Here is a 21,861-nt window from a genome sequence, read left to right as displayed (position 1 = left end):
AGCAGCAAAAATTGACGATCGCAAACCTAACTCAACGAACACAAGTAATTATTTTTCCTGACTCAAGCACGAGCCGAAGCATTGACCGAAGGATTGATCGAGTGAGCGATCGAATCTCTGGATTCAGGGTTTTGGAGCTGTTCAACCTGATTCGTTAACTGCTTTAAAGCAGTCTTTAATTCCTCGATCTGAGCAGATGCCTGATGGTGGAAACCGGACTGATGGGCGATCGAGCTGTGTGAATTGGAGCTGTGTGAGTTCGAGTTATGCGAGGCAGCATAGTGCGCCGGATTTGCATGAACCGGTGCAAAGGTAGATGCAGAATGAAGGGAGGCTGCCCCCGGCAAAACAGCATCACCCGGATCTAAAAAAAAGCTGAGTCCTTGACTTTGAAGCCTGGACTCAGAAAACTTGAGACTTTCAACCTGGTGTTCCTGCTGTCGAAGCTGCTGTTCTAGCGCAGATACCCGATCGCGGGTTTGATTCAGCGTTCGAGCCGTGTTTCGCCATTCAGTGAGCGACAGAGCAAGCAGCCCAACTCCGGCACTCAGCCCAGCCACAAGCCCCAGATAAGGGGATGCCAGGTCTTGAATTCGACCCGTCAGCAGCGGTTTTTCCTCAACTTCAACGGTAATCGGACGAGAACCCAGGAAGAGCAGGGGCAGCGTTGCAGCCGAAAAAACGAAGCCCGATAGACATACGGAAAGGAGCAAGGAGCGTGAAGTAGCCATGATTTTCAGTGAACTCGTGTAGAAACAACGAATCAGTCGATCGGCTCGGTCTACTTGTTTATACGAGAACAATCCGTAACTTCAGCACAGTACGGATCTTTTTATTCGGAATTTACATAGGTTGCGGAGTTGAATTCAAAATATCCGGCAGCAACGAGCACTTACTATAGCAGGTGAAAGCGAATAGAAGTATCTTTATAAATTTCGTTTGACTAAGTGGAAAAAGTGAAATTTTTTTCGTTCTAAATGTATCGTTTCTAACGATTTTTACGGATTGCTTCCACGTTTTTTCTCCCTAGAATCGTTACCTCATCCTTCCTTAATAAAGCCTATATAAAGGAAAACCGTGTAAAAGAAACCATAGGGAGTTTCAATTCCGTAAGGCACAAATTACGAAGTGCAGATTCAAGCGATCGAGGGTTGGCTGTCCTCAACCGTCTACTCAACTGCTTAAAAAAGATGCCTATTTCATCAGAAAGATTGCCCTAACCAATCGATTGCGGCAGGACTCACTCTGAGGGCTCAGGCGATCGCACCGCTGCAAACAGAACCTCGCGGCATCATCCAGACTATCTCATCATCCAGGCTATCTAAAGTGCCATCCCAAATCGCCCATTGAGAGTTGCCATTTTGAAACTCATCGACCCGAACTCCTTCAATCGCACGAACCGTTCCGCAGAAATCCGCAGAAATGAGGAAGAATCAGGAACAGACCTGGTTAAGGCAGCCCCTTCTGCAACGCTTTCCCAAATTCCTGTGCCGCAATTCCAGAACTGTGGCAAACTAGGTTCGTTTCATTTCCTTCTATTCCCCGATTATCTCTGCTTATGTCCGTTATTCACATGATTGATCATTTGATCGACCCACTCCTGCTCTGGTTGCCTGATGCTTCGTGGAGCGATGCTAGCCATCACCTGCTCGGACAGGTTTCGATCGATTTCCACCATCCCTTCGATGCCATGCAGACACTCCTGGCGGAGCAGTTTGAAACCGATGTGTTTAAGGGAACGCGTACCACTTTGAATAACTTTGTCAAATCGGGTCAAGCCTGGGCAATGCTCGCCGGGTTTGTGATTGGCTATATCGTCCGGGGACTCACCACCTACGGCTAAAAGTCCCACTTCGTCAGCATCAGGTTGAGCAAAACTACGATTGGGCAGCATTCTGGTTGGGCAAAACTACAGTTGGGCAGCATTAAGAAATTGTTTTTCGCAGTTAGGCGCAATACAAGGTTCTAATCTGCTCGTTTCCCAGCGAACAGTTCTCGCAAAACCGATCGCGGTACAATCGCTAGGATTTCGCAATGAACGCGATTTGAACGCACCCTGAATGCGATGATTGACCCGCTCTTGATTGGAGATTCGCGCTTTGAGTAATCTATCTTCTCCACCTGCAACCTGGAGCCAGCGGTTTGAGGCGGCTCTCCATCCGGCAATTGCCCGCTTTAATGCCAGTATCAGCTTTGATCTTGAGCTAATCGAGTACGACCTCACCGGGTCACAAGCACACGCTAGAATGCTGGCAAAAACAGGCATTATTTCCCCCGAGGAAGGAGAAACCCTGGTCACAGGGCTAGAGCAAATCCGGCAGGAGCATCGGCAGGGTTTTTTTAAGCCGGGAGTGGATGCTGAGGACGTTCACTTCGCAGTCGAGCGACGGCTGACCGAACTGGTGGGCGATGTGGGCAAAAAGCTGCACACGGCTCGATCGCGGAACGATCAGGTCGGAACCGACACCCGGCTGTATTTGCGCGACCAGATCCAGATCATCCGGCAGCAAATTCGCCAGTTTCAAACCGTGCTGCTCACCCTGGCAGACCAGCATATCGAAACCCTGATCCCTGGCTATACCCATCTGCAACGGGCGCAGCCCCTCAGTTTGGCGCATCACCTGTTGGCGTATGTGGAAATGACTGATCGCGACTGGGAACGGCTTGGCGATGTCTACAAGCGAGTGGATATCTCGCCTCTGGGCTGCGGAGCACTGGCGGGAACGACCTTTGCGATCGATCGCCACTACTCAGCAGAACAGCTCGGCTTTGGTCGCGTGTATGCCAACAGCCTGGACGGGGTGAGCGATCGAGATTTTGCGATCGAGTTTCTGGCGGCAGCGAGTCTGATCATGGTTCACCTGTCCCGCCTGTCGGAGGAAGTGATTCTTTGGGCATCAGAGGAGTTTCGCTTTGTCACCCTCACCGATAGCTGCGCCACAGGCTCCAGCATTATGCCGCAAAAGAAAAACCCCGATGTGCCGGAGCTGGTACGGGGCAAAACCGGGCGCGTGTTTGGGCATCTGCAAGCCATGCTCGTGCTGATGAAAGGACTGCCCCTCGCCTACAACAAAGACCTACAGGAAGACAAAGAAGCCCTCTTTGATGGGGTCAAAACGGTGCAGGCTTGCCTGGAAGCAATGACCATTCTGATGCAGGAAGGCTTAGTGTTTCGGGTCGATCGCCTCAATGGCGCTGTGGATGAAGACTTCTCCAACGCCACCGATGTCGCCGACTACCTGGCAGCCAAGGGCGTTCCCTTCCGCGAAGCCTACAATCTTGTGGGCAAAGTCGTCAAAACCTCGCTCAGCGCAGGCAAACTGCTTAAGGATCTAACGCTCGAAGAATGGCAGAGCATTCACCCCAAGTTTGAGTCGGACATTTATGAGGCGATCGCCCCGCGTCAGGTGGTTGCAGCGCGCAATAGCTACGGCGGAACGGGGTTTGAGCAGGTGAGACAGGCACTTGCAGCCGCAAAAGCGCGAGTTGGGCAGGCAAGTTAAGACAAACCAGGAATAAACCCTTCCAAAGGGGCAGTTTGAATCATCAAAATGGCTCTCAAACTGCCCCCGACCCGACGCTCAATCCAAGCCCCGAGCAATCACGCCTTCAATCACACCTTCGATCGATCGGTTAAAATCTCGTAGCCTTCTTCCGTGACCAGCACCGTATGTTCAAACTGGGCAGAGAGGCTGCGATCAACCGTGACCACCGTCCAGCGATCGGAAAGGGTGCGGGTGTGCTTGGAGCCTGCATTAATGATTGGTTCGATCGCCAGCGTCATACCGGGTTTAAGGCGGACATTGGGCATTTCGTGGGTGCGGAAGTTGAACACCGAAGGTTCTTCGTGTAGATTGCGCCCAACACCGTGCCCCGTATAGTCCTCTACGATTTTGAAGCCGTTTGCCTCGGCGTGGTCTTGCACCGCTCCGGCAATATCTAAGAGACACTTTCCGGCTTTCACTTGCTCAATGCCTTTGTAAAGCGTTGCTTCCGCCGCCTGAATTAGCTTTTGGGCAGCAGGCGTGACTTTGCCAACGGCGATCGTGATGCAGGAGTCCCCGTGAAATCCGTTAAAAAATGCCCCGGTATCGACCTTCAGCACATCCCCGCGCCGGATCACCTTCTTGGGATTGGGAATGCCGTGAACCACTTCATCGTTAATCGAGGCACAGATCGAAGCTGGAAACCCGTAATAGCCCTTAAAGCTTGGCGTTGCGCCCATTTCGCGAATTCGCTTTTCCGCATGGGCATCCAGATCCGCCGTTGTCATGCCCGGCTCGACCAGCTCAGAGATTTCTTTGAGAACTGTGGCAACGATCGCCCCCGCCTGCCGCATAATTTCAATTTCTTGAGGCGTTTTGATTTCCACCGTGCGTCGCTGCTTTTGAGGACGAACGGACAACGCGGGAGACTTGGACAGGAGATCGGTGAAAATATTCATGAACAGCGTCAGGAAAAGGAGTAAGTTGACAGGAACTCTCGCAGGCAAGGGTAGCGCGATCGATTTCAGACTTTATCCTAACAAGTTCTTTAGAGCCAGAGGACTTCTCTAGAACGATCCAGAAAGCGATCCAGGCTTTGCCCTGTTCTTTAGAATGGAAGGCAGAAGAGAATTTCAAGATAAACGTGCAGAGGCTCGCCACATCTGCCAGTTCAACCGAGTTCTTTCAGCAAAGCAATGATTCAAATTAGCCGCTACCTTCACACCGCAATTCTTGTCTCTGACCTGGAGAAAGCCGATTTCTTCTACGGCACCGTTTTGGGACTGCCTCAGGTCGATCGATCGCTTAAATTTCCAGGACGCTGGTATCAAATTGGCGACGTGCAGATTCATCTCATTGTGCATGAGGAGCTGAGCCAAACGATTCCCAACACAGAAAAATGGGGGCGGAATTCGCATCTGGCTCTAGCCGTCGCAGATCTCGAAGCCGCAAAAGCACAGCTTCAACAACACGGATACGCGCTGCAAATGAGTGCTTCCGGGCGATCGGCTGCCTTCACACAAGACCCAGATGGAAACGTCATCGAATTAACCCAGGAACTAACACCAGAACTAACACAGATTGAAAATGGAACTGAAAATGCAGCTTCAACGTGAGCCGACTTGGAATTGCCGCTCAAGCAACACCTGACAATACCATTGGTGAAATAGAATCCGCCTTTTAAAACTCAAAGTCCCCCATGAATGGGGGATTTAGGGGGGCGATGCCAGATCGCTGCTACTGCTCAAACGATGACAACGATCGCTTAGATCAGCTTTACAGCACGAAGTCCAAAATACAGTGCCAGTGCAAATCCCGTAGTACCACCCACAATCAGCAGATATGCAATTGCTCCCATTGACCTTTCTCCGTCTTTAAAGCAGTAAACATCACATCCCTATTCAAGCATTTTTCGTCCCCCTCCTTTCGCCGAACTGCCCAACAGTCCCTATCAATGTGGAGTAAGATCAGCCCACAGGCATTTGTGGAAGCAAGTCATGAAGTCGATCGTTCGAGTGGAGTTACCGCAGCAGTCTTACGAAGTCGCGATCGCGTCGGGCGGACTGGAACAGCTAGGACACTGGATGCAGCCGCTCAAGCTGGGGCAGAAAGTGCTGCTGGTATCGAATCCCATGATTTTTAAGCAGTATGGGCAGCAGGCGATCGGCTCCCTCACCGCTTCCGGGTTTGATGTAGCGACGGTGATGCTGCCTGCGGGCGAACGCTACAAAACGCTGGCATCGATTCAGAAAATTTATGACGTTGCCCTGGAAAATCGACTGGAGCGATCGTCTACAATTGTCGCCCTAGGTGGCGGGGTGATTGGCGATATGGCAGGCTTTGCGGCAGCGACCTGGATGCGGGGAATTCACTTTGTTCAGGTTCCCACGTCTTTGCTGGCAATGGTAGATGCCTCGATCGGCGGCAAAACGGGCGTGAACCATCCGCAGGGCAAGAATCTGATTGGCGCATTTTATCAGCCGCGCTTGGTGATGATCGATCCGCAAGTACTGCAAACCCTGCCGCCAAGGGAATTTCGGGCAGGCATGGCAGAAGTTATCAAATATGGCGTCATCTGGGACGCGGGGCTATTTGAGCAGCTTGAAGCCGCCGAGCGACTGGATCAGCAGCGTTATGTCAGCGAGGAACTGCTGCACCAAATTCTCTCGGCATCCTGTGAGGCAAAGGCACACGTTGTTAGCAAAGACGAAAAAGAAGCCGGACTGCGTGCCATTCTCAACTACGGACACACGATCGGTCATGCGGTCGAAAGTCTAACGGGCTACAAAGTGGTGAATCACGGCGAAGCAGTCGCGATCGGCATGGTGGCTGCCGGACAAATTGCCGTTGCCCTGGGAATGTGGGATCAGGAGTCCGCCGATCGCCAGAATGCGCTGATTCAGAAAACAGGACTGCCCACCCGATTGCCTGCCGGAATGGATCTGGAAGCGATCGTCACTGCTCTGCAAAGCGACAAAAAAGTCAAAGATGGGCGCGTTCGATTTGTGCTACCGACGGCGATCGGCTCGGTGACAGTGACCGATCAGCCCACGGCTGAGGTGATTCGGCAGGTACTTGAAGTGATGCAGTCTTGAAGCCTGGAAACCTCGTAGCGATCGATGCGAACTTCTGAACTGCTGCGCCGCTATTTGCTCTACGGATTGAGCGGTCCTGTGATCGTGCTGAATCTGTGGGTTTTGGCGCAGGTTTTTCAGTATTTTGAGGGCTTGATCACTCTGGTTGTTCTGAGTGCAGTGCTAGCACTGATTCTCAATTATCTGGTGCAGGGCTTTCAGAAACTTGGCTCCAGCCGAACCCAGGCAGTTTTTCTAGTGCTGATGCTGTTTATAGTGCTGCTGATTGTGCTGGCATCGACGCTGATTCCCATTTTGATCGATCAGACCAATCAACTCCTGCAAGGACTGCCCGACTTGTTACGGGCAAGCAATCAAAACATCACCTGGCTGGAATCGCTGATCAATCGCAACAATTTGCCGCTAGATCTCGCTCAAATTACCAATCAGCTTGCCACCCAGATTCAAGGAATTCTAGCCCGCTTGCCCGAACTTGCCCTCAACACGCTGGGACAATTGTTTGCGTCGGTATTTTGGATTGTGCTGGCGTTTTATATGCTGCTGTACGGCGATCGGTTCTGGAAAGGCTTGATCCGGCTGCTGCCTGAGAAATTTGGCGATGCGCTTAGCCACTCGCTTCAGCAACAGTTTCACCAGTTTTTCCTGAGTCAGGTCTTGCTGGCACTGATTATGGTGGCTTGTCTGATTCCAACCCTGCTGTTTTTGCAGATCAAGTTCAGCCTGCTGTTCACGCTGATTGTAGGCTTATTTGAAGTCATTCCGCTGATTGGTCCAACGATCGGCATTAGCCTGGTTTGTCTTCTGATCTGGGGACTTCAGGGCTTTGTGCCTGCGGTTCAGGTGCTCGCCGCCAGCGTCATTTATCAGCAAATTATCGACAACATTGTCGCGCCCCGGCTACGAGGTGATTTCACCGGACTCAATCCTATTTGGATTATTATTTCCCTGCTCATTGGTGGACGAGTCGCCGGATTTGTGGGCGTGGTGCTAGCAATGCCGATCGCCGCCACCATCAAAAGCACGATCGAAGCCATGCGCGTTTCAGACGAGCCACTTGCACCAGAAGCAGAACCTTAGATACGTTCTGAATTTGAAGCCTGCCCTGAACAGGTTGAATAGAAATGCAGGCAGGAATGGTCGTCGCTTCCAAGCTGAATTACCCAGAAAAAAAGGCGTTGCTGAATTTGAGTATGATACGCCCCCCTAGCCACCTAAAGTTGGGGGGAACCAGGATTCAAAGTCCCTCAGCATTGGGGGATTTAGGGGGCGATACAGAAGCTGAATTTGCACCCTTCATATCCCGATTCAGCAACGCCCAAAAAATGTCCCCTCACTTTATAAGCAAGAGGACAGTTCTTATCATTCAGTTGTCTTATTAAGGCATCGATCGAGCCATTCAATTCATGTTTAAATCTAGGCTTGATTGCGCCACTGGCGAGTAAATTCACTCAGCGTTGCGGCGGAGAGCTGGGTTTGCAGCCAGTTCAATGCCTGAGGCTGATGAGGATTTTGTTGCGGGTTGTAATTCGCTTTCAGATCAACAAGCATGATCGGGATAAACCGCAGCACCATCCAGGTTTTAGCACCGACAATGCCGTCTGCCTCAAGCTCATTCTTTGCTTGAAATGCCACAACTGCCGCACGAGTTGCCGGACCAAATGTACCATCTACGGTCAGACCAGAATTAAACTTATTCAGCAGCTTTTGCAGTTCGACGACGGCCGCGCCACTGCTGCCTTGCTGAAGGGTCGGATCGCTAATGGGCGGAGCATTACGCCAGCGACGAGCAAATTCTGCTAGGGTTTGCAGCGGAATCTGCGTTTGCAGCCAGAACAAGGCTTCTCTTTGATGCGGATGCTTTGCCGGGTCGTAGTAGGTTACAACATCCACCAGGCGAAGCGGCTGCACCGGAACCGATCGCAAAGCTACCCAGGTTTTTGGACCCACAATTCCGTCTGCTACCAGCTGATTGTCGCGCTGAAACTTACGAACTGCCGCATCAGTTGCCGAACCAAAATCTCCGTCTACTGCCAGCGTTGCTCCTTTCGTGTTCAGCAGTTTTTGCAGCTCGATGACTGCCGCTCCTCGATCGCCCCGACGCAAAATCGGATCGGATGCAGCGTTTGCCTGAGCCGGATTAAATGCTTTAGAAGCTGTCATAAAAACTCCCCTTTGTTGATGGATGGAAAGGATAATTGGAATTGCAAGATTTGAATTTCGGATTTGTCTAGCTTATTGACTCAATACAAAGACAAGTTCACCAATTCAAAATTCGATCGAATAAACGTCGAATTGACCTTAATGAGTTAACAAAGCGATCGGCGTGTTGATCCTTAAAGCTAGCTCAATCAATTCATAAAAGTTAACTTCACCTGAATTATCAAAACTGAAGTAATACCCTGATTAACTTGGCTTCAGGTGTTTTTCACCCTCGTTCGTGTACCAGGTTATTCGCTACGAATCCGCTAACACCTCGCCCGTTTAGGCAATTCCATCTCACCCGATCGGGCGATCCAAAAAGAGGATTAAAAACAGGACAAACGACTGAGAAATTGAGAGGACACCGCGCTAAAGAAAAGTAGCACTGGAGGGGCTAAAACGTTTATTGTCTAGCGTTTTGTAAAGTGCTTGAATCGAGCTGAAACATTAGGGGTGTACCGCTCTGACCACCGTTCAAAATCAACACTTTGGCATTGTCTGAACTTGCGAGCTGCTGCGTTGCCTCGATCGCCTTGAGTTGCAGGGTTTCACGGGTCAAACTGCGGGCAATAATCGCCTGCGCCTCAGCGATGCCGCGTGCCTCCACTTTTTTGCGTTCTGCCTCTTGCCGGGTCTGCTCTAGGGTGAAGATCATCTGTCGGCTTTGCTGTTCTGCTTTGAGTTTTTCCTGAATGGCAGCTTGCAGCGTCTCAGGTAATTTGATTTCTCGCAAAAATGCATCCTGCACGGTGTAGCCCAGCGGCGACAGTTGCTCGGTCAACCGCTCCCGAATGCGATTAGCGACCTCTTGCCGTTTATTCGAGTAGATGGCTTCTGCGGGATAGCTTGCCGTCATTTCACGCACGATCGATCGAAACTGAGAAATCAAAATTTCAGATTCATCCGTGCCAATTTTGGCAAACACATCCGATGCCTTCTGCGGATCGAGCTGATATTGCAAACTCACATCCATTGTGAATGCCAACCCTTCTTGGGATGTCGATTCGATCGTTTCTTTCACATCTTTGAGACGAGTTGATAGCTTTTCGACATCTGAAAACGGATTCAGAAGATGAACTCCTGGATTCAACGGACGCTGATCCACTTTGCCAAAAAACTGCACCACGCCCACCGACCCCGCAGGAACCACCACAAGGCTCTTGGCGATCGTCGAAAAGGCGGCAATTCCTGCAATCAAACCCGTCACAACCCGAATTGCAGTGCGGCTCTGCTTTTGCGAAATTCGGCTGCTGTTTAAGAAAAGCAGGATGGCAATTAATGTTGTGATCAGAGACGAAATGAACCCCATGTGAACTCTCCCGATAAAGGCGATCGGGCTTAGTATTCACCGTTTTGGGCAATAATGCATATCGGCATTAATATGAACTTAAACCAGTGGAAACCGTTCTACCCACGGAATGGGCAGAAATAAGGAACAATGCTTCACTTGAAACTGGCTGTAGAGATAGAGGATGCGATCGCAACGTTGGCAATGAGCAGAAGTTTCAGGAGGAATGAAGCGAAGACGGTTACTAGAATTCATTTATCATCTGAATCTGCTATATAACGATTGAGATGAGCGGCGGCAAGCAACCTTGAACTCAACACCGAGAGCTTTATTCCGTCTGCTCCATCGATTTGTTATCCTGCTGGAGCGATCACAAACAACGCTTTTACAAACGTAGCTATTGCTTTATTCTGGTTTCCACACAATACATGAACGCTTTGCTAACAGACCTGCTAACCGTTCAGTCTCAACCAAGTTATCTTCTTGATATGGCAGTCCAGTGATATTCGCGTGATTTAGGGAGCCTTGTTTTACATCTAGACCAATTTCTTTAACACGGCCGATCTCAAGACTCGCAATCCCGTAACATTTGCGAAACAACTTAGCACATTGCTCTGGAGAACACACACTTGCTAGATTAACCGAAAGCCCGGACTCGTTAGTTCAATCTCAGAAGGTTTACCTAGACAAGCCTAACATATTCCAATATCGCTCCAATCTGGGAAAGGAGATATTTCTTTACAAATAATTTTTTTTAAGTTATTAGCAGTGATATCTAAATCAATAACTTCTGATGGAATAACTGCTACTTCAAATAAATCAGTGCTCTCCCAGAATAAACGATAACTGGACAGTAATTGCTTATGAACTATCTCAAATGCTTCAACTGTAAGATTAAGTAAATTAATTTTGTTTTTTACTATAAAACCTTCAATCCAGAGGATTTCTCGACCAAAAGGATCAGTTAATGTTTCATCAGAAGCATTGGAATAAATTTCTTGCTGATTCGATTCAATAACACGAAAGACTAATATCAAATTTTCTGGTGGAATAATTTGAATTTTCCGATACACTGCATGTCCTGGTGGAGTTAATCTACCCCCTGCTGCCCTAGCAAGCTCGTGAGCAGCTCCATTGTCACACAGGAATCTGGGAGCAACTACAGTGCGATAATCAAGAGTTCGATTGCGACTAACTAAGAATGGATAAACTTGAATTTTCATTGCAAAACGCTAGTTAGCGAAAAACCAACTTAGAGAGTTTGATAATGAGAAGAACCAACAAAACCACTCCAGAAATTCCAACAAGCAGAAGAAGAGTCATTTTCTCAGACAGTAAAGACCTTAAGAAATCAAGGACATCTTTCATCTCTAACTGCTTTGATACTGATGGTTGAACAATATCGGATATTTTTGGCTCTGTAGTTGCAGGCTGTTTATTTAATTTATTTCGAAGGATAAAAGGCTCAACTTCATCTAACATTAAGATTCTTCCTGATTGGTGGTTGCCATTCAAATCTAAATGATCAACTGAAACAACAGAAGCTTCAAATAAGTTTGTGTCTTCCCAAAATGAGCGATAGCTATTTAATATTCGCTCATGGATAGAATCAAATAGTTCTTGGGTTACAACAAATTTATCAGGTCTTTCTTTAAGGACTACGCCTTCAATAAAGACAATCTCTCGCCCAAATGGATCAATCAGGACTTCATCTGCTTTGTCTGGGTAGATGTCTTTTTGATTTGCTTCAATGACGTGGAATATTAATGTAAGATCTCCAAGCTGTGTTCTTTGAATTTCTCTGCAAATCGCATACCCAGGCAACGTTAAATTCCCTCCTGCGGCTCTAGCAAGCACGCTGGAAATACCTTCATTAATCAAGAATGAAGGAGCAACTACAGTTCGATAATCTAGAGAGCGATTTCGACTTACTAAAAATGGATGGGCTTGAATTGCCACGGTTTTCTCCTTTTTAAAGTTTAGAGAGCTTAGAGGCTGGAAAATCAGTGTCTAAAGAAGATGTAATTGTCAGGAATTGATTCATTAGGTAATTCAGTGCAGTTTCTTCATTTTTCACTTCTTTTAGCAACTTGTCACGCTGCATGATCCGTTCCTGAGTTATTTGTGCAGCCTCTAACTCTCTTTGATTAATCTGATCCTGCGCTTTCTGAATCTTCTGTTCCGCCCAATTTAGTACATCTGGGCTGAATTGATAGTTGTCAGGCAAGTTGTTCTTCAGAAATCTAACAACAGTGTTAGCCAAAAATTCATCGATTACAGTTAGGAATCCACCAAATCTTGGTTTAACCGCGACAACCTTATCAGCAATTTCTTTTTCTTGCTGTTTCAGATCTACAACTCGCTTTAATAGTGCATCAGGCAAAACACAGGCTAGAGGAACCTCTACATAGAATGGGCGTGGTATTGCACCTGAATGTTTCTGCATTTTTCCGTTGGGAAGTAGTGTAGCAAAGTTAGCACCCACTGAACTAACTGGAATCAGTCGAACTGTATTATCTGTAAGCTGATTAATTAAATTTTTAAACTCCGGAATTTCTAGTAAGCGATCGCGGATTTGCCCCAGCGTATATTTTCCTTCTAGCAGATCCCATTTGCTGATTACAAAGTGAACAGGCGCTTTGCAAGATTGCATAATTCTAGTGATAGCAGGTATATCTTTAAGAAAAAGCTCGTTTCTATACTGGTCAGCGTTGTTATCCATAAAAGAATAAATTTTTCGACCATCTAGCAATCCCAAAACTGCATCTGCGGTTTCAGCTTCCGATACGAGATCTTCTCCTGCTACATTCGCATCTGTTAACTTGCCTCCTGCATAATCGAGATATGTGAATTGACAGGCTGGATGAATTGAGCGGTCTTCAATCCTTACACAACATCTAAAAGTCCATTCATATCCACTTTGACTTTGGTCAGATAGATCAGTAGGCATAGGCCACTTATCACCAGTTGCAACCTCCGCATAGATATTCTCTAAGACTTGTCGTCTCACTGGATCTTGAACTTCAATAAAAAATCCCTCTTCACCTTGAATCGATAACTTTTTATGCATACTGGCTAAAAAAACAGTTTTGCCAGCCCCGCTAGACCCTAGCATAATCACTTTGTAAGTTCTCATAACTTCATCTTTGACGAGTTCACCGAAGGAGCGAGTATCTAGACTAGAGCGTGAGTCTATGTTTTATCTATTTGAACTACTAGTTTCCTGGCAAGACCATGACAATTAGAACTGACAGCCAAGGTAGAAGAAGTCCAAAGATAAACCAAATTCCTGTTTGTCTATTCTTACCGTTTGCAATTATTACACAAGCAATCTCTGATAACACCTAGCCAATAACTAGAAAAGCTGCCAAGATGACCTCCTAAAGCCTAAATGTTTGACAAGTAAGAAAACAAAATTGCTCTAAGCTCTATAATGCGGGTACTTCCACTTGTGCATCCACACCTTGTGTTGGTGCAACCAGCTCAGAATCAGGGAAGAGATTGAGAAATTCATCCTGAATAACCAAAAAGCAATTAACAGCATGATTTAGAGCCGTTTCTTCATTTTTTACAGCCTTGAGGGTTGCTTCTCTCTCTTGTCGAAGCTTTGCAGTGGCTTGAGCATTTCTTTGAGCAGCATTTCTAGTTAAAACACCGATAACACTTTGAGTTACAAATGTCGCAATTTGAAATTCAGCAAGATCTGCTGGTAAAAGCCGTCCCGACAGATTAAGAACAAATTGTCCAAACTGTCCAAACTGGATAAATTTTGCAGCGTTTTTTTGAACAGGTTGGCTCTTTAATTTAGATTCCGCTGCCTTCAACTGATTGATCCTGGTAAGCCAACTATCTGGGAAAACACAAGCAAGGGGGACTTCAACATGAGCGGGGTGGGGCAAAGCAGCAGGATTTTTCTTCATTTTCCCGTTTTGCAGCGTAGCGAAATTAGAGCCAACTGAACTGACCGGAATTAAGCGGACAATAGTGTTGCGGCTCTCAACTATCTCTCTAAATGCTGGAATTTGCATGAGGCGCTCACGGATTTGCTCTAAAGTATGTTTGCCCTCCAACAAATCCCATTTGCTAATCACAAACTGGATAGGAGCCTTTGAGGTTTGCATGAGGCGTAGCATACTGGGCAAATCTTTTTCTAACAGGATCTTGCTCAGCATTGAATCTCCTTGGCTTAGAAGAGCATCAATCTTCTGACCATCCAACAGCCCAAGTAGTGCATCCGCTTTTCCGACTTCTTCGCCTAGCTGATTTGCATCTTGCCCTTCTATTACATCAGTTATTCTGCCGCCCGCATAATCCAAGTATGTAAAACGGCAAGCTGGATAAATAGAAATACCTACTTTCACACAGCAGGTAAACGTCCATTCAGAAAATTCGCGATACTGAGTTGCAGGAGGCCAACCCTCCGGAGCAACGACTTTTGCATAAATGTCACCTAGAGATTTTCGCTTTCGCTCGTCTTCAACTTCCACAAAGAAGCGACTTTCCCCCTGAATCATCAAATGCTTAAACAAACTGGCTAGAAATACAGTTTTACCTGCACCTGAAGATCCAAGCATCAAAATCCTGTATGTTTTCATATGTCTCTACATCGATTTTTAGTTTCTTTCAACTTGAAGCATATAAGAATGCATAACTGGTGAAGTAAGTAGAACCACACCAGTTACAGATTCTTGTTGAGTTTAGATTTCAAAACCCAAAATCATCAGCAAAATCGCTAGCAGCGTCTCCGATATTTCCGGCAGTGAATGCATTGTCACTGAAATCATTCAATGTCTCAATTCCTTCTGCCCCATCTGAAAAAGCTGTTCCTGCTGCTCCCCCAGTTACAATATTTGCACCTACGTCACCAAATACTCTGATCTCATCACGGAAAACAGCGTCTGGGTTCGTCGGATCAAATTCTGTTATCACATCGCCAACACTCTCTGAATCTAGAAGATCTTCTATGTCTTCTGGAACTTCCACAATATTCTGAAGTTCATCAGGAATGATTTCATGTATAGGTTGCACAGCTTTTGCAACTTCCTTGAATGCATCAAAAATTCCCATCGTTGAGTCTCCTACATGTAACGCTAAGTTTTAACAAATACGACTTACATTTCGCCCTTGGTTCGCAAACGTACAGGTTCTGAAAACAGACTTACCAAAGAAATTACGCAGATGAATTTGTTTATCAGGATAGAAAAAGTAAAAAGTGAGTAAAGCACTTAAATAATTTGATATGTCTTTTTGTAGCTGAAACTACCGAAAGATCTTGTGCATGTCTCTCTTTTCAATCTTTATAGATAAACCTATGGTGAGTAATTTTGAACCTAACAGACAACACCCAGGTAAATGCCCCCACCTACCACTGAAGCAGGATACAATACTCTAGCGGCAAGTTTCATTGCAAATATCCTTTGTGACCTACCTATCCATTGACGCAAAATAGGGTTTTTCTGTCACCTAATAAACGTTAGGAATTGCATTACGCAAAGTACTTGTATTATTTCTTTCATCCTGAAGGTGCCTTAGCACATGGACTGCTAACCCTTAATTAAGCTGAACTGATTCGGACTATTCACCTCATAGAGGTAATTGGACTGAATGAATTCCGTCTAATCGCTCCAATCAGACATTAGCCCGATCGCTTTTCTGCATATCCGAATAATAGTTCGATTGCCCTTCCCAAGCTAATTTTTTAGCGTTTCTTCACCTGTTTGTGCTTTCCTTTCCGTCTAATATGACAAAACGGAAACAGAAACTATCTCCAACGATCGGCTTCTAACAAAACCCTGCACAAAGTAGCCCTCTGGACAATCGCTCCAAAAACTCTCTCACTACGCTTGCGTGCAGCAAATCCTTCCTTTATGCTGAACGATACTGGTTATGCTTGTACCAGTAGATAAAGCTTAAGGTGAAACGCTGATTAGGAGTGGTGGCACACTCACTAACCAGCTAACCTAACTCCTGGAGTGAGCAGGAGGCAGGCTGTGTTGATTTTACGATCGATCGCCTTGCTGAAGCGAAACAAGTGGTTAGGACACCACGCCTTAAGCTTTTCTTCCCTTCAATTCACGCAACAGCGAGGCACAAATATCATGTCTACAGAGTTCACTGAACTACTGCCGCTTCCGCCTGACGAAAAAGGTCAGATTTGGATTATTGGTTCACGGGAATGGGTGAATCACCAGATCAACGAGTTCTACGTCAAGCGGCTTGCAACTGACCGAGTGCAATTTACGCCCATCATTCCGGCTCCGTTTGCGCGAGGGAAGTTTATGAGCGTGCTAGAACGATAGGGGTTTGCCGCGATCGTCTTCAGTTAACCTGTAAAAGCATGACTTAACTGAGGGCGATCGAATTAACCAGGAAATCGCTTAAAGAGAATTCCAGAAATCGCGGTGGAGTTCGATGATCGCATCTTCCACTTCGGCGATCGGTCCCCAAACTTGAATGGATTTCTGTCCATGTTTGAAGACCTCACGGCAGGGCAGATTCAGCGTCGGATTTTGGGCGTGGTTTCCCGTGAGCTGCAAAAGCTGCTCCTCGGCAATGCCATACACTAAGCGACCGATATTTGCCCAATAAAGTGTTGCTGCACACATTGCACAGGGTTCAACCGTAGTGTAGAGCGTACAGTCCCAGAGATATTCGGGGCTGAAGTTAGTGTAAGCACTGCGGATCAGGACAGATTCAGCATGGTTCACTGTATCCACATTGCCCTGCTCCAGCAAGATGGTTTCGTGATCCGGCGCAACGAGAATCGCCCCAAAGGGATGGTGTCCAAACTGGCGTGCTCGCCAGGCAATCTGGTTCGATCGCTGCAAATGCCGCATCATTTGTTCCATCGGGGGATTGGACTGAGATGGAGGCAGGTCGCGATACGAAGCATCTGTCACGCTAAGGTTAACATCTGCTAAATTGCCATCTATATTGGCTTTTTCTGACATGAATTAGATATTTCTAACCAATCAATTCAATTGTATTTGTATCGCAAGAGAGAGAAGAATAATACAGCTCTATCTTCGACTGGAGAAGTTTTCGCTCTAGTTTTCACTCTTTAGAGAGTCTGATTAAGAAACTCTGATTAGGTAAACTGCAATTGTACATGGGTTACATTGGTTTACAAAGCAAACACGCCAAAGCAACAATAAGCAGCTTTGAATATTGAATTAAAATCTCGTTGGAAAGGAGAATTTTCAGTATGGGTATCTTAGCTTGGATTGTGATGGGTCTACTGGCGGGTGCGATCGCAAAAGCAATCTATCCGGGCTACCAGAGCAGCAGTATCCTGGGAACCATGCTTTTAGGAATTATTGGTGCCTTTGTCGGTGGCACACTCTACACCCTGCTCACGACAGGTTCTCTCGCATTAAGCGGAGTCGGTTTCACCTTTACCGGACTGGCGATCGCTGTAATTGGTGCAGTTATTGCCCTCTGGCTGTACTACGCTTTTGCTAGCCGCAGAGTCTACTAAATCGCATTTTGTAGCTAGTTCAAACTTGGGGCACACTGCGCTTGCCCTTACGAAAAGATGTTTGAGAAGTCGCAAATAGAGGAGGCAATGCAAAACCTCTACGGCTTCTCAAACAGATATTTGACCCAAATTGGGTCATTCTGACAATGCAGCTACAGGCACAAACTCTATAGGGACAAATAGGTATAGCCGCTCAAGCTGCGCTCGTAGTTTTGCAGCAAAAGCTGTGCTTCCTGAAGGGTGATGCGGTTTTCCTGGAGAGCCTGCTCCGATCGCATCCGAATCTTTTCGACCAGATCTTCTGAGTCGTACTGAACATAGCCCAGAACTTCAGTCATCGTGTCGCCCTTCACCACATGAACAATCTGATAGCCCTTTGGCGTTAGCTTGATGTGCACTGCGTTCGTGTCGCCAAACAAGTTGTGCAGGTTGCCCATGATCTCCTGATACGCACCGCTGAGGAACATTCCCAGATAGTATGGCTCGTAGCGGGAGACGGGTTTTGTGCCGTCTGGGTGGTCGGGTTGCTCGATCAGCTCCAGGTCGTGCAGTTCCAGGACGTATTTCACGTCGCGCAGGTCGATGAACTGGTCGATTTTGCCGTCGCTGTCGCAGGTGAGATCCGCTAACGTGGCGCGCTCGGTCGGTTCTTCGTCTAAACGATGGATGGGCATGATCGGGAAAAGCTGATCGATCGCCCAACTATCGGGAGCCGACTGAAACACCGATAGGTTGACGTAGTAGATCGATGCCATGATCTTTTCCAGATCTTCCAGGTCGTCGGGCACATAGTCCTGCTGTCGGGCGATTTCCAGAATTTTGCCGCAGCATGACCAGTAAAGTCGTTCTGCCCGGGCGCGATCGGTCAGGCTGAGATAGCCAAAACCAAACAGGCTTACGGCTTCTTCCTTAAACTGGGTCGCGTCGTGATACATCTCCTGATAATTATCAGCGTTGATCGACTGATAGGTTTCGTAGAGATTGCGAATTACCAGATGGTCTTGCTCCTGCGACGGCTCTGGCTGTTCGACCACAACCTCGCTTGTACTCAGCACGTCAAATACCAATACTGACTGATGAGAGGCGATCGCCCGTCCGCTTTCGCTCACTAGGGTCGGAACCGGAATACTAGCACCTTCGCAAGCGTCCTTAATTGCTGCCACTACGTCATTCGCGTAGTTCTGCATGTTGTAGTTTTTGGAAGCGTAGAAATTGGTCTTGGAGCCGTCATAGTCCACGCCTAGACCGCCGCCCACATCCAGATACTTCATGTCTGCACCTAGGCGGGCAAGCTCGACGTAGATTTGGCTGGCTTCTCGCAGGGCGTCTTTGACGACGCTAATCGCAGAAATTTGGGAACCGATGTGGAAGTGCAGCAACTGTAGCGCATTGAGCATTCCTGCCTGACGCAGCTTTTCCACCGTCTGGATAATTTCGGGAACCGTCAAGCCAAACTTTGCCCGATCGCCTGCCGACGTTCCCCAGCGACCGATGCCCTTTGCGCTCAGTTTTGCCCGCACGCCCAGAATCGGCTGAATATTAAGTTTACGTGCCGCTTCGATCGCAAAATCAACTTCCTCGAGCTGCTCCAGCACGATAATCGGCGTATGCCCCAATCGCTGTGCCAGAATTGCCGTTTCGATATATTCGCGATCTTTGTAGCCATTGCAAATTAGCAGCGCACCGCGCGTATCCAGCGTTGCCAGGGCAATCAGCAATTCTGGTTTCGAGCCTGCCTCCAGCCCAAACTGATGGGGTTTGCCGAAGCGCACCAGATCCTCGACTAAATGCCGTTGCTGGTTACACTTGACGGGAAACACGCCGCGATACACACCCGGATAGCGATACTTGGCGATCGCCTTGGAAAAGCAGGCATTGAGCCGCTCGATCCGGTCTTCAAGAATGTCAGAAAAGCGAATCAGCAAGGGTAAACCGAGATTGCGCTGTTTCAACGCATGAACCAGATCATACAGATCCAGCGAACCGCCTCGATCGCCCCTCGGAGATACGGTGATGTGTCCGGCAGCGTTAATCGAGAAATATGGCTCGCCCCAGCCATTAATGCGATACAGTTCCTCGCTATCTTCGATCGTCCAGGTCTTCTTTGGCGCGACGGGTTTAATGTCCTGGTTCTTTTGCGGTTCCTGAGCAACAGCAATTGGGGCAACCAATGGTTCAGCTAAAATCTCACGCTGCTTCTTGCTTGCCTTGTCCGCTTTTTTTCCGTTTAGTTTGTCAACGCCAATACCTTGATCGATCGGCTTTTTGCCCATTCTCTCAATGCTCCCGCAGTTTATAGAAATTCACAAAATGACAGTCTATCCTATCTGTCTAGAAAACTGTTCACAAAAAAGCAGGAGGAATACCGATTCAATTAGTGGGAAGATCCGGTGCTTTTATTGGTGCGGCGCACGATCCAGTAGCTAATCGACAATCCAAAGATTGCTAACGCAAGTGCCATCAGCTCCAGGCCGCCAGATTTTGAGAAGTCGAAGATAATAATTTTTCGCGCAACGGCGGTTAATGATGTGATCACCACTAATTCAAGCTGAACAACGTGCTTTTTCAGATACGCCGTAATATTCTCCAGCACTTCCAGCGCGATCAGAATGTTGAGAAACAAGCCAAACACCTTGATCAGCGTCACTGTATGAAACTGCTCGGGGTCTGCCAGCTTGTCGTTAAGCAACACTTCCTTGCCAATAAACAGACACAGCTCGAGCACGCTGACAAAAATGACCACCACCATTGCCAGCGACAAAATCTTGGCGACGATCGTCTCCACGCGCTTCAGCCCAGAGAGAAAGCTATCATCGCTGGCTGCACTGCGAAAAGATTTGGCAAACTGGCGGAAGAAGTCCATGACAATGGGAATCAAAAAATGGAAATCGGTGAATGCCTGTAGCTCTGGTAGAGCTGTTTAAATGAGTAATCCTACTCAGGCTACTTCCAGGATAGCCCGATCGATTGCCTTTCCCATTCTTTCACGCCTCATTCAATCCCAGGATTCTGTAATGATTTGCATTGATAGCGACACAATCAAGCAAAAAGCTTTAGAAATTGGCTTTCACAAAGCAGGAATTGCCTCTGCTGATGCCGTAGAGCCTCATCCTCCTGCGCTGCAACAGTGGCTCGATCGCGGCTATGCAGCAGATATGGAATGGATGGCAAACCCCCGACGGCAGGACGTGCGATCGCTGTTGCCCTCGGTGCGATCGGTCATTTGCGTCGCGTTGAACTATTACACCCCCCAGCAGCGACCCGAAGGCGAACAGTACGCCAAAATCTCGCGCTACGGCTGGGGACGAGACTACCACCGCATTCTGCACAAAAAACTCAAGGCATTTTCTCAGTGGCTTCAGGCGCAGGGCGAAGGCATTGAGGCGCGATACTACGCCGATACAGGACCAATTCAGGATAAGGTCTGGGCAGAGCAGGCGGGCATCGGCTGGATTGCCAAAAACAGCAATGTGATCACCCGCGAGTATGGCTCCTGGGTATTTCTGGGCGAGGTTTTAACCAATCTGGAACTGCCGCCCGATCGCCCCCATACGCAGCACTGCGGCTCCTGTACCCGCTGTCTAGAAGCCTGCCCGACTGGAGCAATTACGCAACCCTTTGTCGTAGACGCGAATCGCTGCATCGCCTATCACACGATCGAAAATCGCGCCGACACCCTCCCACCCGAAATCGCTAGCAAAATGCAGGGCTGGATTGCCGGATGCGATATCTGCCAGGATGTCTGTCCCTGGAATCAGCGTTTCGCCCAGGAAACCGACGTTGCAGAGTTTCAGCCCTATCCCTGGAACGTGGCTCCCGAATTAGAGACGATCGCCCACCTCTCAGACGAAGAATGGGATCAACGCTTTCCGGCTTCTGCACTGCGGCGAATTAAACCCGAAATGCTGAGGCGCAATGCTGAGGCAAATCGATCGTCATCCTAAAATCCATGAGCGGTTAGGCTGCCCGTTTTATAGGCAGAAATGTAGTGAGCCAGCAGTTTTCGCGCATCTGCTTCAGAAGGCAATCGATATTTCACCATATATAGAAAAGGCTTGACCCGCGTGTCGTTTCTCGCGGCGGGTTCCCAAATGCTAAGCAACACGCCCTCTTCCAAAGCCGTAATGTTGTACTTCAGAACATGGAGAATCTCGGTCGAACCGGTCGGGGAAGTCGTGGGGGCGGGACGATTGCCGGGAACTGGCTTTCCCAGGGGTAGATGATTCATTCTGCTGATAATCAAGCCGCGTCAGCTGCAACCCAGAAATTTGCATATAGAAGGAATATCCCACAAATACACCGAATCGCAGCCGATCG

Annotated in this window: 23 protein-coding genes; 8 read left to right on the top strand and 15 right to left on the bottom strand. The window is 47.9% G+C overall.

The annotated features are described in order from the left end of the window. Positions 1 to 62: 62 nt before the first annotated feature. Positions 63 to 731, bottom strand: coding sequence for a hypothetical protein (locus NDA02_RS11095; RefSeq protein ID WP_190792879.1), 669 nt, complete (start codon positions 729 to 731; stop codon positions 63 to 65). An 827-nt stretch (positions 732 to 1,558) separates the two neighbouring features. On the opposite strand from NDA02_RS11095, the gene NDA02_RS11090 reads away from it, so the two are divergent. Both NDA02_RS11090 and argH read left to right on the top strand, forming a co-directional pair. Continuing rightward, on the top strand, positions 1,559 to 1,843 hold the full coding sequence (locus NDA02_RS11090; RefSeq protein ID WP_190792880.1) for a hypothetical protein: 285 nt from the start codon (positions 1,559 to 1,561) through the stop codon (positions 1,841 to 1,843). Positions 1,844 to 2,099: 256 nt separating this feature from the next. Beyond that, positions 2,100 to 3,503, top strand: a complete 1,404-nt coding sequence (argH, locus tag NDA02_RS11085; RefSeq protein ID WP_190792881.1) for an argininosuccinate lyase — start codon at positions 2,100 to 2,102, stop codon at positions 3,501 to 3,503. A gap of 110 nt (positions 3,504 to 3,613) precedes the next feature. Here argH and map read toward each other — a convergent pair whose 3' ends face one another. Beyond that, entirely contained in the window at positions 3,614 to 4,444 is an 831-nt protein-coding gene (map, locus tag NDA02_RS11080; protein ID WP_190792882.1) for a type I methionyl aminopeptidase, read from the bottom strand. 240 nt (positions 4,445 to 4,684) lie between these two features. On the opposite strand from map, the gene NDA02_RS11075 reads away from it, so the two are divergent. After that, positions 4,685 to 5,101, top strand: a complete 417-nt coding sequence (locus NDA02_RS11075) for a VOC family protein (protein ID WP_190792886.1) — start codon at positions 4,685 to 4,687, stop codon at positions 5,099 to 5,101. Between the two features lie 149 nt (positions 5,102 to 5,250). On the opposite strand, the gene NDA02_RS11070 is transcribed toward NDA02_RS11075, so the two are convergent. Further along, a complete protein-coding gene (locus NDA02_RS11070) occupies positions 5,251 to 5,343 on the bottom strand; it encodes a cytochrome b6-f complex subunit PetL (RefSeq protein WP_190792883.1) in 93 nt (30 codons plus the stop codon). 139 nt (positions 5,344 to 5,482) lie between these two features. On the opposite strand from NDA02_RS11070, the gene aroB reads away from it, so the two are divergent. Continuing rightward, the gene (gene aroB, locus NDA02_RS11065; RefSeq protein WP_190792884.1) at positions 5,483 to 6,580 is read left to right on the top strand and encodes a 3-dehydroquinate synthase; all 1,098 of its coding nucleotides are present in this window, start codon (positions 5,483 to 5,485) and stop codon (positions 6,578 to 6,580) included. A gap of 24 nt (positions 6,581 to 6,604) precedes the next feature. Next, positions 6,605 to 7,657 carry an AI-2E family transporter gene (locus tag NDA02_RS11060; RefSeq protein ID WP_348254971.1) on the top strand — a complete coding sequence of 351 codons (1,053 nt, stop codon included), beginning with the start codon at positions 6,605 to 6,607 and terminating at the stop codon, positions 7,655 to 7,657. Between the two features lie 336 nt (positions 7,658 to 7,993). Here NDA02_RS11060 and NDA02_RS11055 read toward each other — a convergent pair whose 3' ends face one another. The 8 genes from NDA02_RS11055 to NDA02_RS11020 form a co-directional block, all read right to left on the bottom strand. After that, the gene (locus NDA02_RS11055; protein WP_190794840.1) at positions 7,994 to 8,740 is read right to left on the bottom strand and encodes a peptidoglycan-binding protein; all 747 of its coding nucleotides are present in this window, start codon (positions 8,738 to 8,740) and stop codon (positions 7,994 to 7,996) included. 442 nt (positions 8,741 to 9,182) lie between these two features. Continuing rightward, complete coding sequence (locus NDA02_RS11050) at positions 9,183 to 10,088, bottom strand: prohibitin family protein (RefSeq protein ID WP_348254969.1); 906 nt, start codon at positions 10,086 to 10,088, stop codon at positions 9,183 to 9,185. Positions 10,089 to 10,166: 78 nt separating this feature from the next. Further along, a complete protein-coding gene (locus tag NDA02_RS11045) occupies positions 10,167 to 10,322 on the bottom strand; it encodes a hypothetical protein (protein ID WP_348254967.1) in 156 nt (51 codons plus the stop codon). 437 nt (positions 10,323 to 10,759) lie between these two features. Beyond that, positions 10,760 to 11,290 (bottom strand): hypothetical protein, encoded by a 531-nt coding sequence (locus tag NDA02_RS11040; RefSeq protein ID WP_348254965.1) that lies wholly within the window; start codon positions 11,288 to 11,290, stop codon positions 10,760 to 10,762. A gap of 13 nt (positions 11,291 to 11,303) precedes the next feature. Beyond that, positions 11,304 to 12,026: a hypothetical protein gene (locus NDA02_RS11035; protein WP_348254964.1), complete on the bottom strand. Its 723-nt coding sequence runs from the start codon at positions 12,024 to 12,026 to the stop codon at positions 11,304 to 11,306. A 13-nt stretch (positions 12,027 to 12,039) separates the two neighbouring features. Further along, positions 12,040 to 13,203 carry a hypothetical protein gene (locus NDA02_RS11030; RefSeq protein ID WP_348254962.1) on the bottom strand — a complete coding sequence of 388 codons (1,164 nt, stop codon included), beginning with the start codon at positions 13,201 to 13,203 and terminating at the stop codon, positions 12,040 to 12,042. Positions 13,204 to 13,495: 292 nt separating this feature from the next. Continuing rightward, a complete protein-coding gene (locus NDA02_RS11025) occupies positions 13,496 to 14,641 on the bottom strand; it encodes a hypothetical protein (protein ID WP_348254961.1) in 1,146 nt (381 codons plus the stop codon). A gap of 130 nt (positions 14,642 to 14,771) precedes the next feature. Continuing rightward, on the bottom strand, positions 14,772 to 15,134 hold the full coding sequence (locus NDA02_RS11020) for a hypothetical protein (RefSeq protein WP_348254959.1): 363 nt from the start codon (positions 15,132 to 15,134) through the stop codon (positions 14,772 to 14,774). Positions 15,135 to 16,057: 923 nt separating this feature from the next. Between NDA02_RS11020 and NDA02_RS11015 the strand changes: the two genes are divergently transcribed. Beyond that, on the top strand, positions 16,058 to 16,366 hold the full coding sequence (locus NDA02_RS11015; protein ID WP_348254957.1) for a hypothetical protein: 309 nt from the start codon (positions 16,058 to 16,060) through the stop codon (positions 16,364 to 16,366). A 78-nt stretch (positions 16,367 to 16,444) separates the two neighbouring features. Here NDA02_RS11015 and NDA02_RS11010 read toward each other — a convergent pair whose 3' ends face one another. Further along, complete coding sequence (locus NDA02_RS11010; protein WP_347277910.1) at positions 16,445 to 16,915, bottom strand: nucleoside deaminase; 471 nt, start codon at positions 16,913 to 16,915, stop codon at positions 16,445 to 16,447. Between the two features lie 356 nt (positions 16,916 to 17,271). On the opposite strand from NDA02_RS11010, the gene NDA02_RS11005 reads away from it, so the two are divergent. Next, on the top strand, positions 17,272 to 17,544 hold the full coding sequence (locus NDA02_RS11005; RefSeq protein WP_190793662.1) for a GlsB/YeaQ/YmgE family stress response membrane protein: 273 nt from the start codon (positions 17,272 to 17,274) through the stop codon (positions 17,542 to 17,544). Positions 17,545 to 17,711: 167 nt separating this feature from the next. On the opposite strand, the gene speA is transcribed toward NDA02_RS11005, so the two are convergent. Then, on the bottom strand, positions 17,712 to 19,817 hold the full coding sequence (gene speA, locus NDA02_RS11000) for a biosynthetic arginine decarboxylase (protein ID WP_199296742.1): 2,106 nt from the start codon (positions 19,815 to 19,817) through the stop codon (positions 17,712 to 17,714). A 101-nt stretch (positions 19,818 to 19,918) separates the two neighbouring features. Continuing rightward, positions 19,919 to 20,407 (bottom strand): phosphate-starvation-inducible PsiE family protein, encoded by a 489-nt coding sequence (locus tag NDA02_RS10995; RefSeq protein ID WP_190793663.1) that lies wholly within the window; start codon positions 20,405 to 20,407, stop codon positions 19,919 to 19,921. Positions 20,408 to 20,558: 151 nt separating this feature from the next. On the opposite strand from NDA02_RS10995, the gene queG reads away from it, so the two are divergent. Beyond that, positions 20,559 to 21,488: a tRNA epoxyqueuosine(34) reductase QueG gene (queG, locus tag NDA02_RS10990; RefSeq protein WP_348255006.1), complete on the top strand. Its 930-nt coding sequence runs from the start codon at positions 20,559 to 20,561 to the stop codon at positions 21,486 to 21,488. Here queG and NDA02_RS10985 read toward each other — a convergent pair. Beyond that, a complete protein-coding gene (locus tag NDA02_RS10985) occupies positions 21,485 to 21,772 on the bottom strand; it encodes a hypothetical protein (RefSeq protein WP_190793664.1) in 288 nt (95 codons plus the stop codon). The two genes, queG and NDA02_RS10985, sit on opposite strands and share 4 nt — an antisense overlap. Positions 21,773 to 21,861: the final 89 nt, after the last annotated feature.

The sequence above is a fragment of the Leptolyngbya sp. ST-U4 genome (assembly GCF_039962215.1).
Taxonomy (GTDB): domain Bacteria; phylum Cyanobacteriota; class Cyanobacteriia; order Elainellales; family Elainellaceae; genus Leptolyngbya_A.
Note: the sequence above shows the minus strand (reverse complement) of the source record. Positions and strands in the feature narration are given on the sequence as shown.

Bases quoted from the DNA above. Each gene is read 5' to 3' on its own strand.
- NDA02_RS11095 (WP_190792879.1), bottom strand. From the start codon at position 731: ATGGCTACTTCACGCTCCTTGCTCCTTTCCGTATGTCTATCGGGCTTC.
- NDA02_RS11090 (WP_190792880.1), top strand. From the start codon at position 1,559: ATGTCCGTTATTCACATGATTGATCATTTGATCGACCCACTCCTGCTC.
- map (WP_190792882.1), bottom strand. From the start codon at position 4,444: ATGAATATTTTCACCGATCTCCTGTCCAAGTCTCCCGCGTTGTCCGTT.
- NDA02_RS11070 (WP_190792883.1), bottom strand. From the start codon at position 5,343: ATGGGAGCAATTGCATATCTGCTGATTGTGGGTGGTACTACGGGATTT.
- aroB (WP_190792884.1), top strand. From the start codon at position 5,483: ATGAAGTCGATCGTTCGAGTGGAGTTACCGCAGCAGTCTTACGAAGTC.
- NDA02_RS11060 (WP_348254971.1), top strand. From the start codon at position 6,605: ATGCGAACTTCTGAACTGCTGCGCCGCTATTTGCTCTACGGATTGAGC.
- NDA02_RS11055 (WP_190794840.1), bottom strand. From the start codon at position 8,740: ATGACAGCTTCTAAAGCATTTAATCCGGCTCAGGCAAACGCTGCATCC.
- NDA02_RS11050 (WP_348254969.1), bottom strand. From the start codon at position 10,088: ATGGGGTTCATTTCGTCTCTGATCACAACATTAATTGCCATCCTGCTT.
- NDA02_RS11045 (WP_348254967.1), bottom strand. From the start codon at position 10,322: ATGAATTCTAGTAACCGTCTTCGCTTCATTCCTCCTGAAACTTCTGCT.
- NDA02_RS11040 (WP_348254965.1), bottom strand. From the start codon at position 11,290: ATGAAAATTCAAGTTTATCCATTCTTAGTTAGTCGCAATCGAACTCTT.
- NDA02_RS11030 (WP_348254962.1), bottom strand. From the start codon at position 13,203: ATGAGAACTTACAAAGTGATTATGCTAGGGTCTAGCGGGGCTGGCAAA.
- NDA02_RS11025 (WP_348254961.1), bottom strand. From the start codon at position 14,641: ATGCTTGGATCTTCAGGTGCAGGTAAAACTGTATTTCTAGCCAGTTTG.
- NDA02_RS11020 (WP_348254959.1), bottom strand. From the start codon at position 15,134: ATGGGAATTTTTGATGCATTCAAGGAAGTTGCAAAAGCTGTGCAACCT.
- NDA02_RS11010 (WP_347277910.1), bottom strand. From the start codon at position 16,915: ATGGAACAAATGATGCGGCATTTGCAGCGATCGAACCAGATTGCCTGG.
- NDA02_RS11005 (WP_190793662.1), top strand. From the start codon at position 17,272: ATGGGTATCTTAGCTTGGATTGTGATGGGTCTACTGGCGGGTGCGATC.
- speA (WP_199296742.1), bottom strand. From the start codon at position 19,817: ATGGGCAAAAAGCCGATCGATCAAGGTATTGGCGTTGACAAACTAAAC.
- NDA02_RS10995 (WP_190793663.1), bottom strand. From the start codon at position 20,407: ATGGACTTCTTCCGCCAGTTTGCCAAATCTTTTCGCAGTGCAGCCAGC.
- queG (WP_348255006.1), top strand. From the start codon at position 20,559: ATGATTTGCATTGATAGCGACACAATCAAGCAAAAAGCTTTAGAAATT.
- NDA02_RS10985 (WP_190793664.1), bottom strand. From the start codon at position 21,772: ATGAATCATCTACCCCTGGGAAAGCCAGTTCCCGGCAATCGTCCCGCC.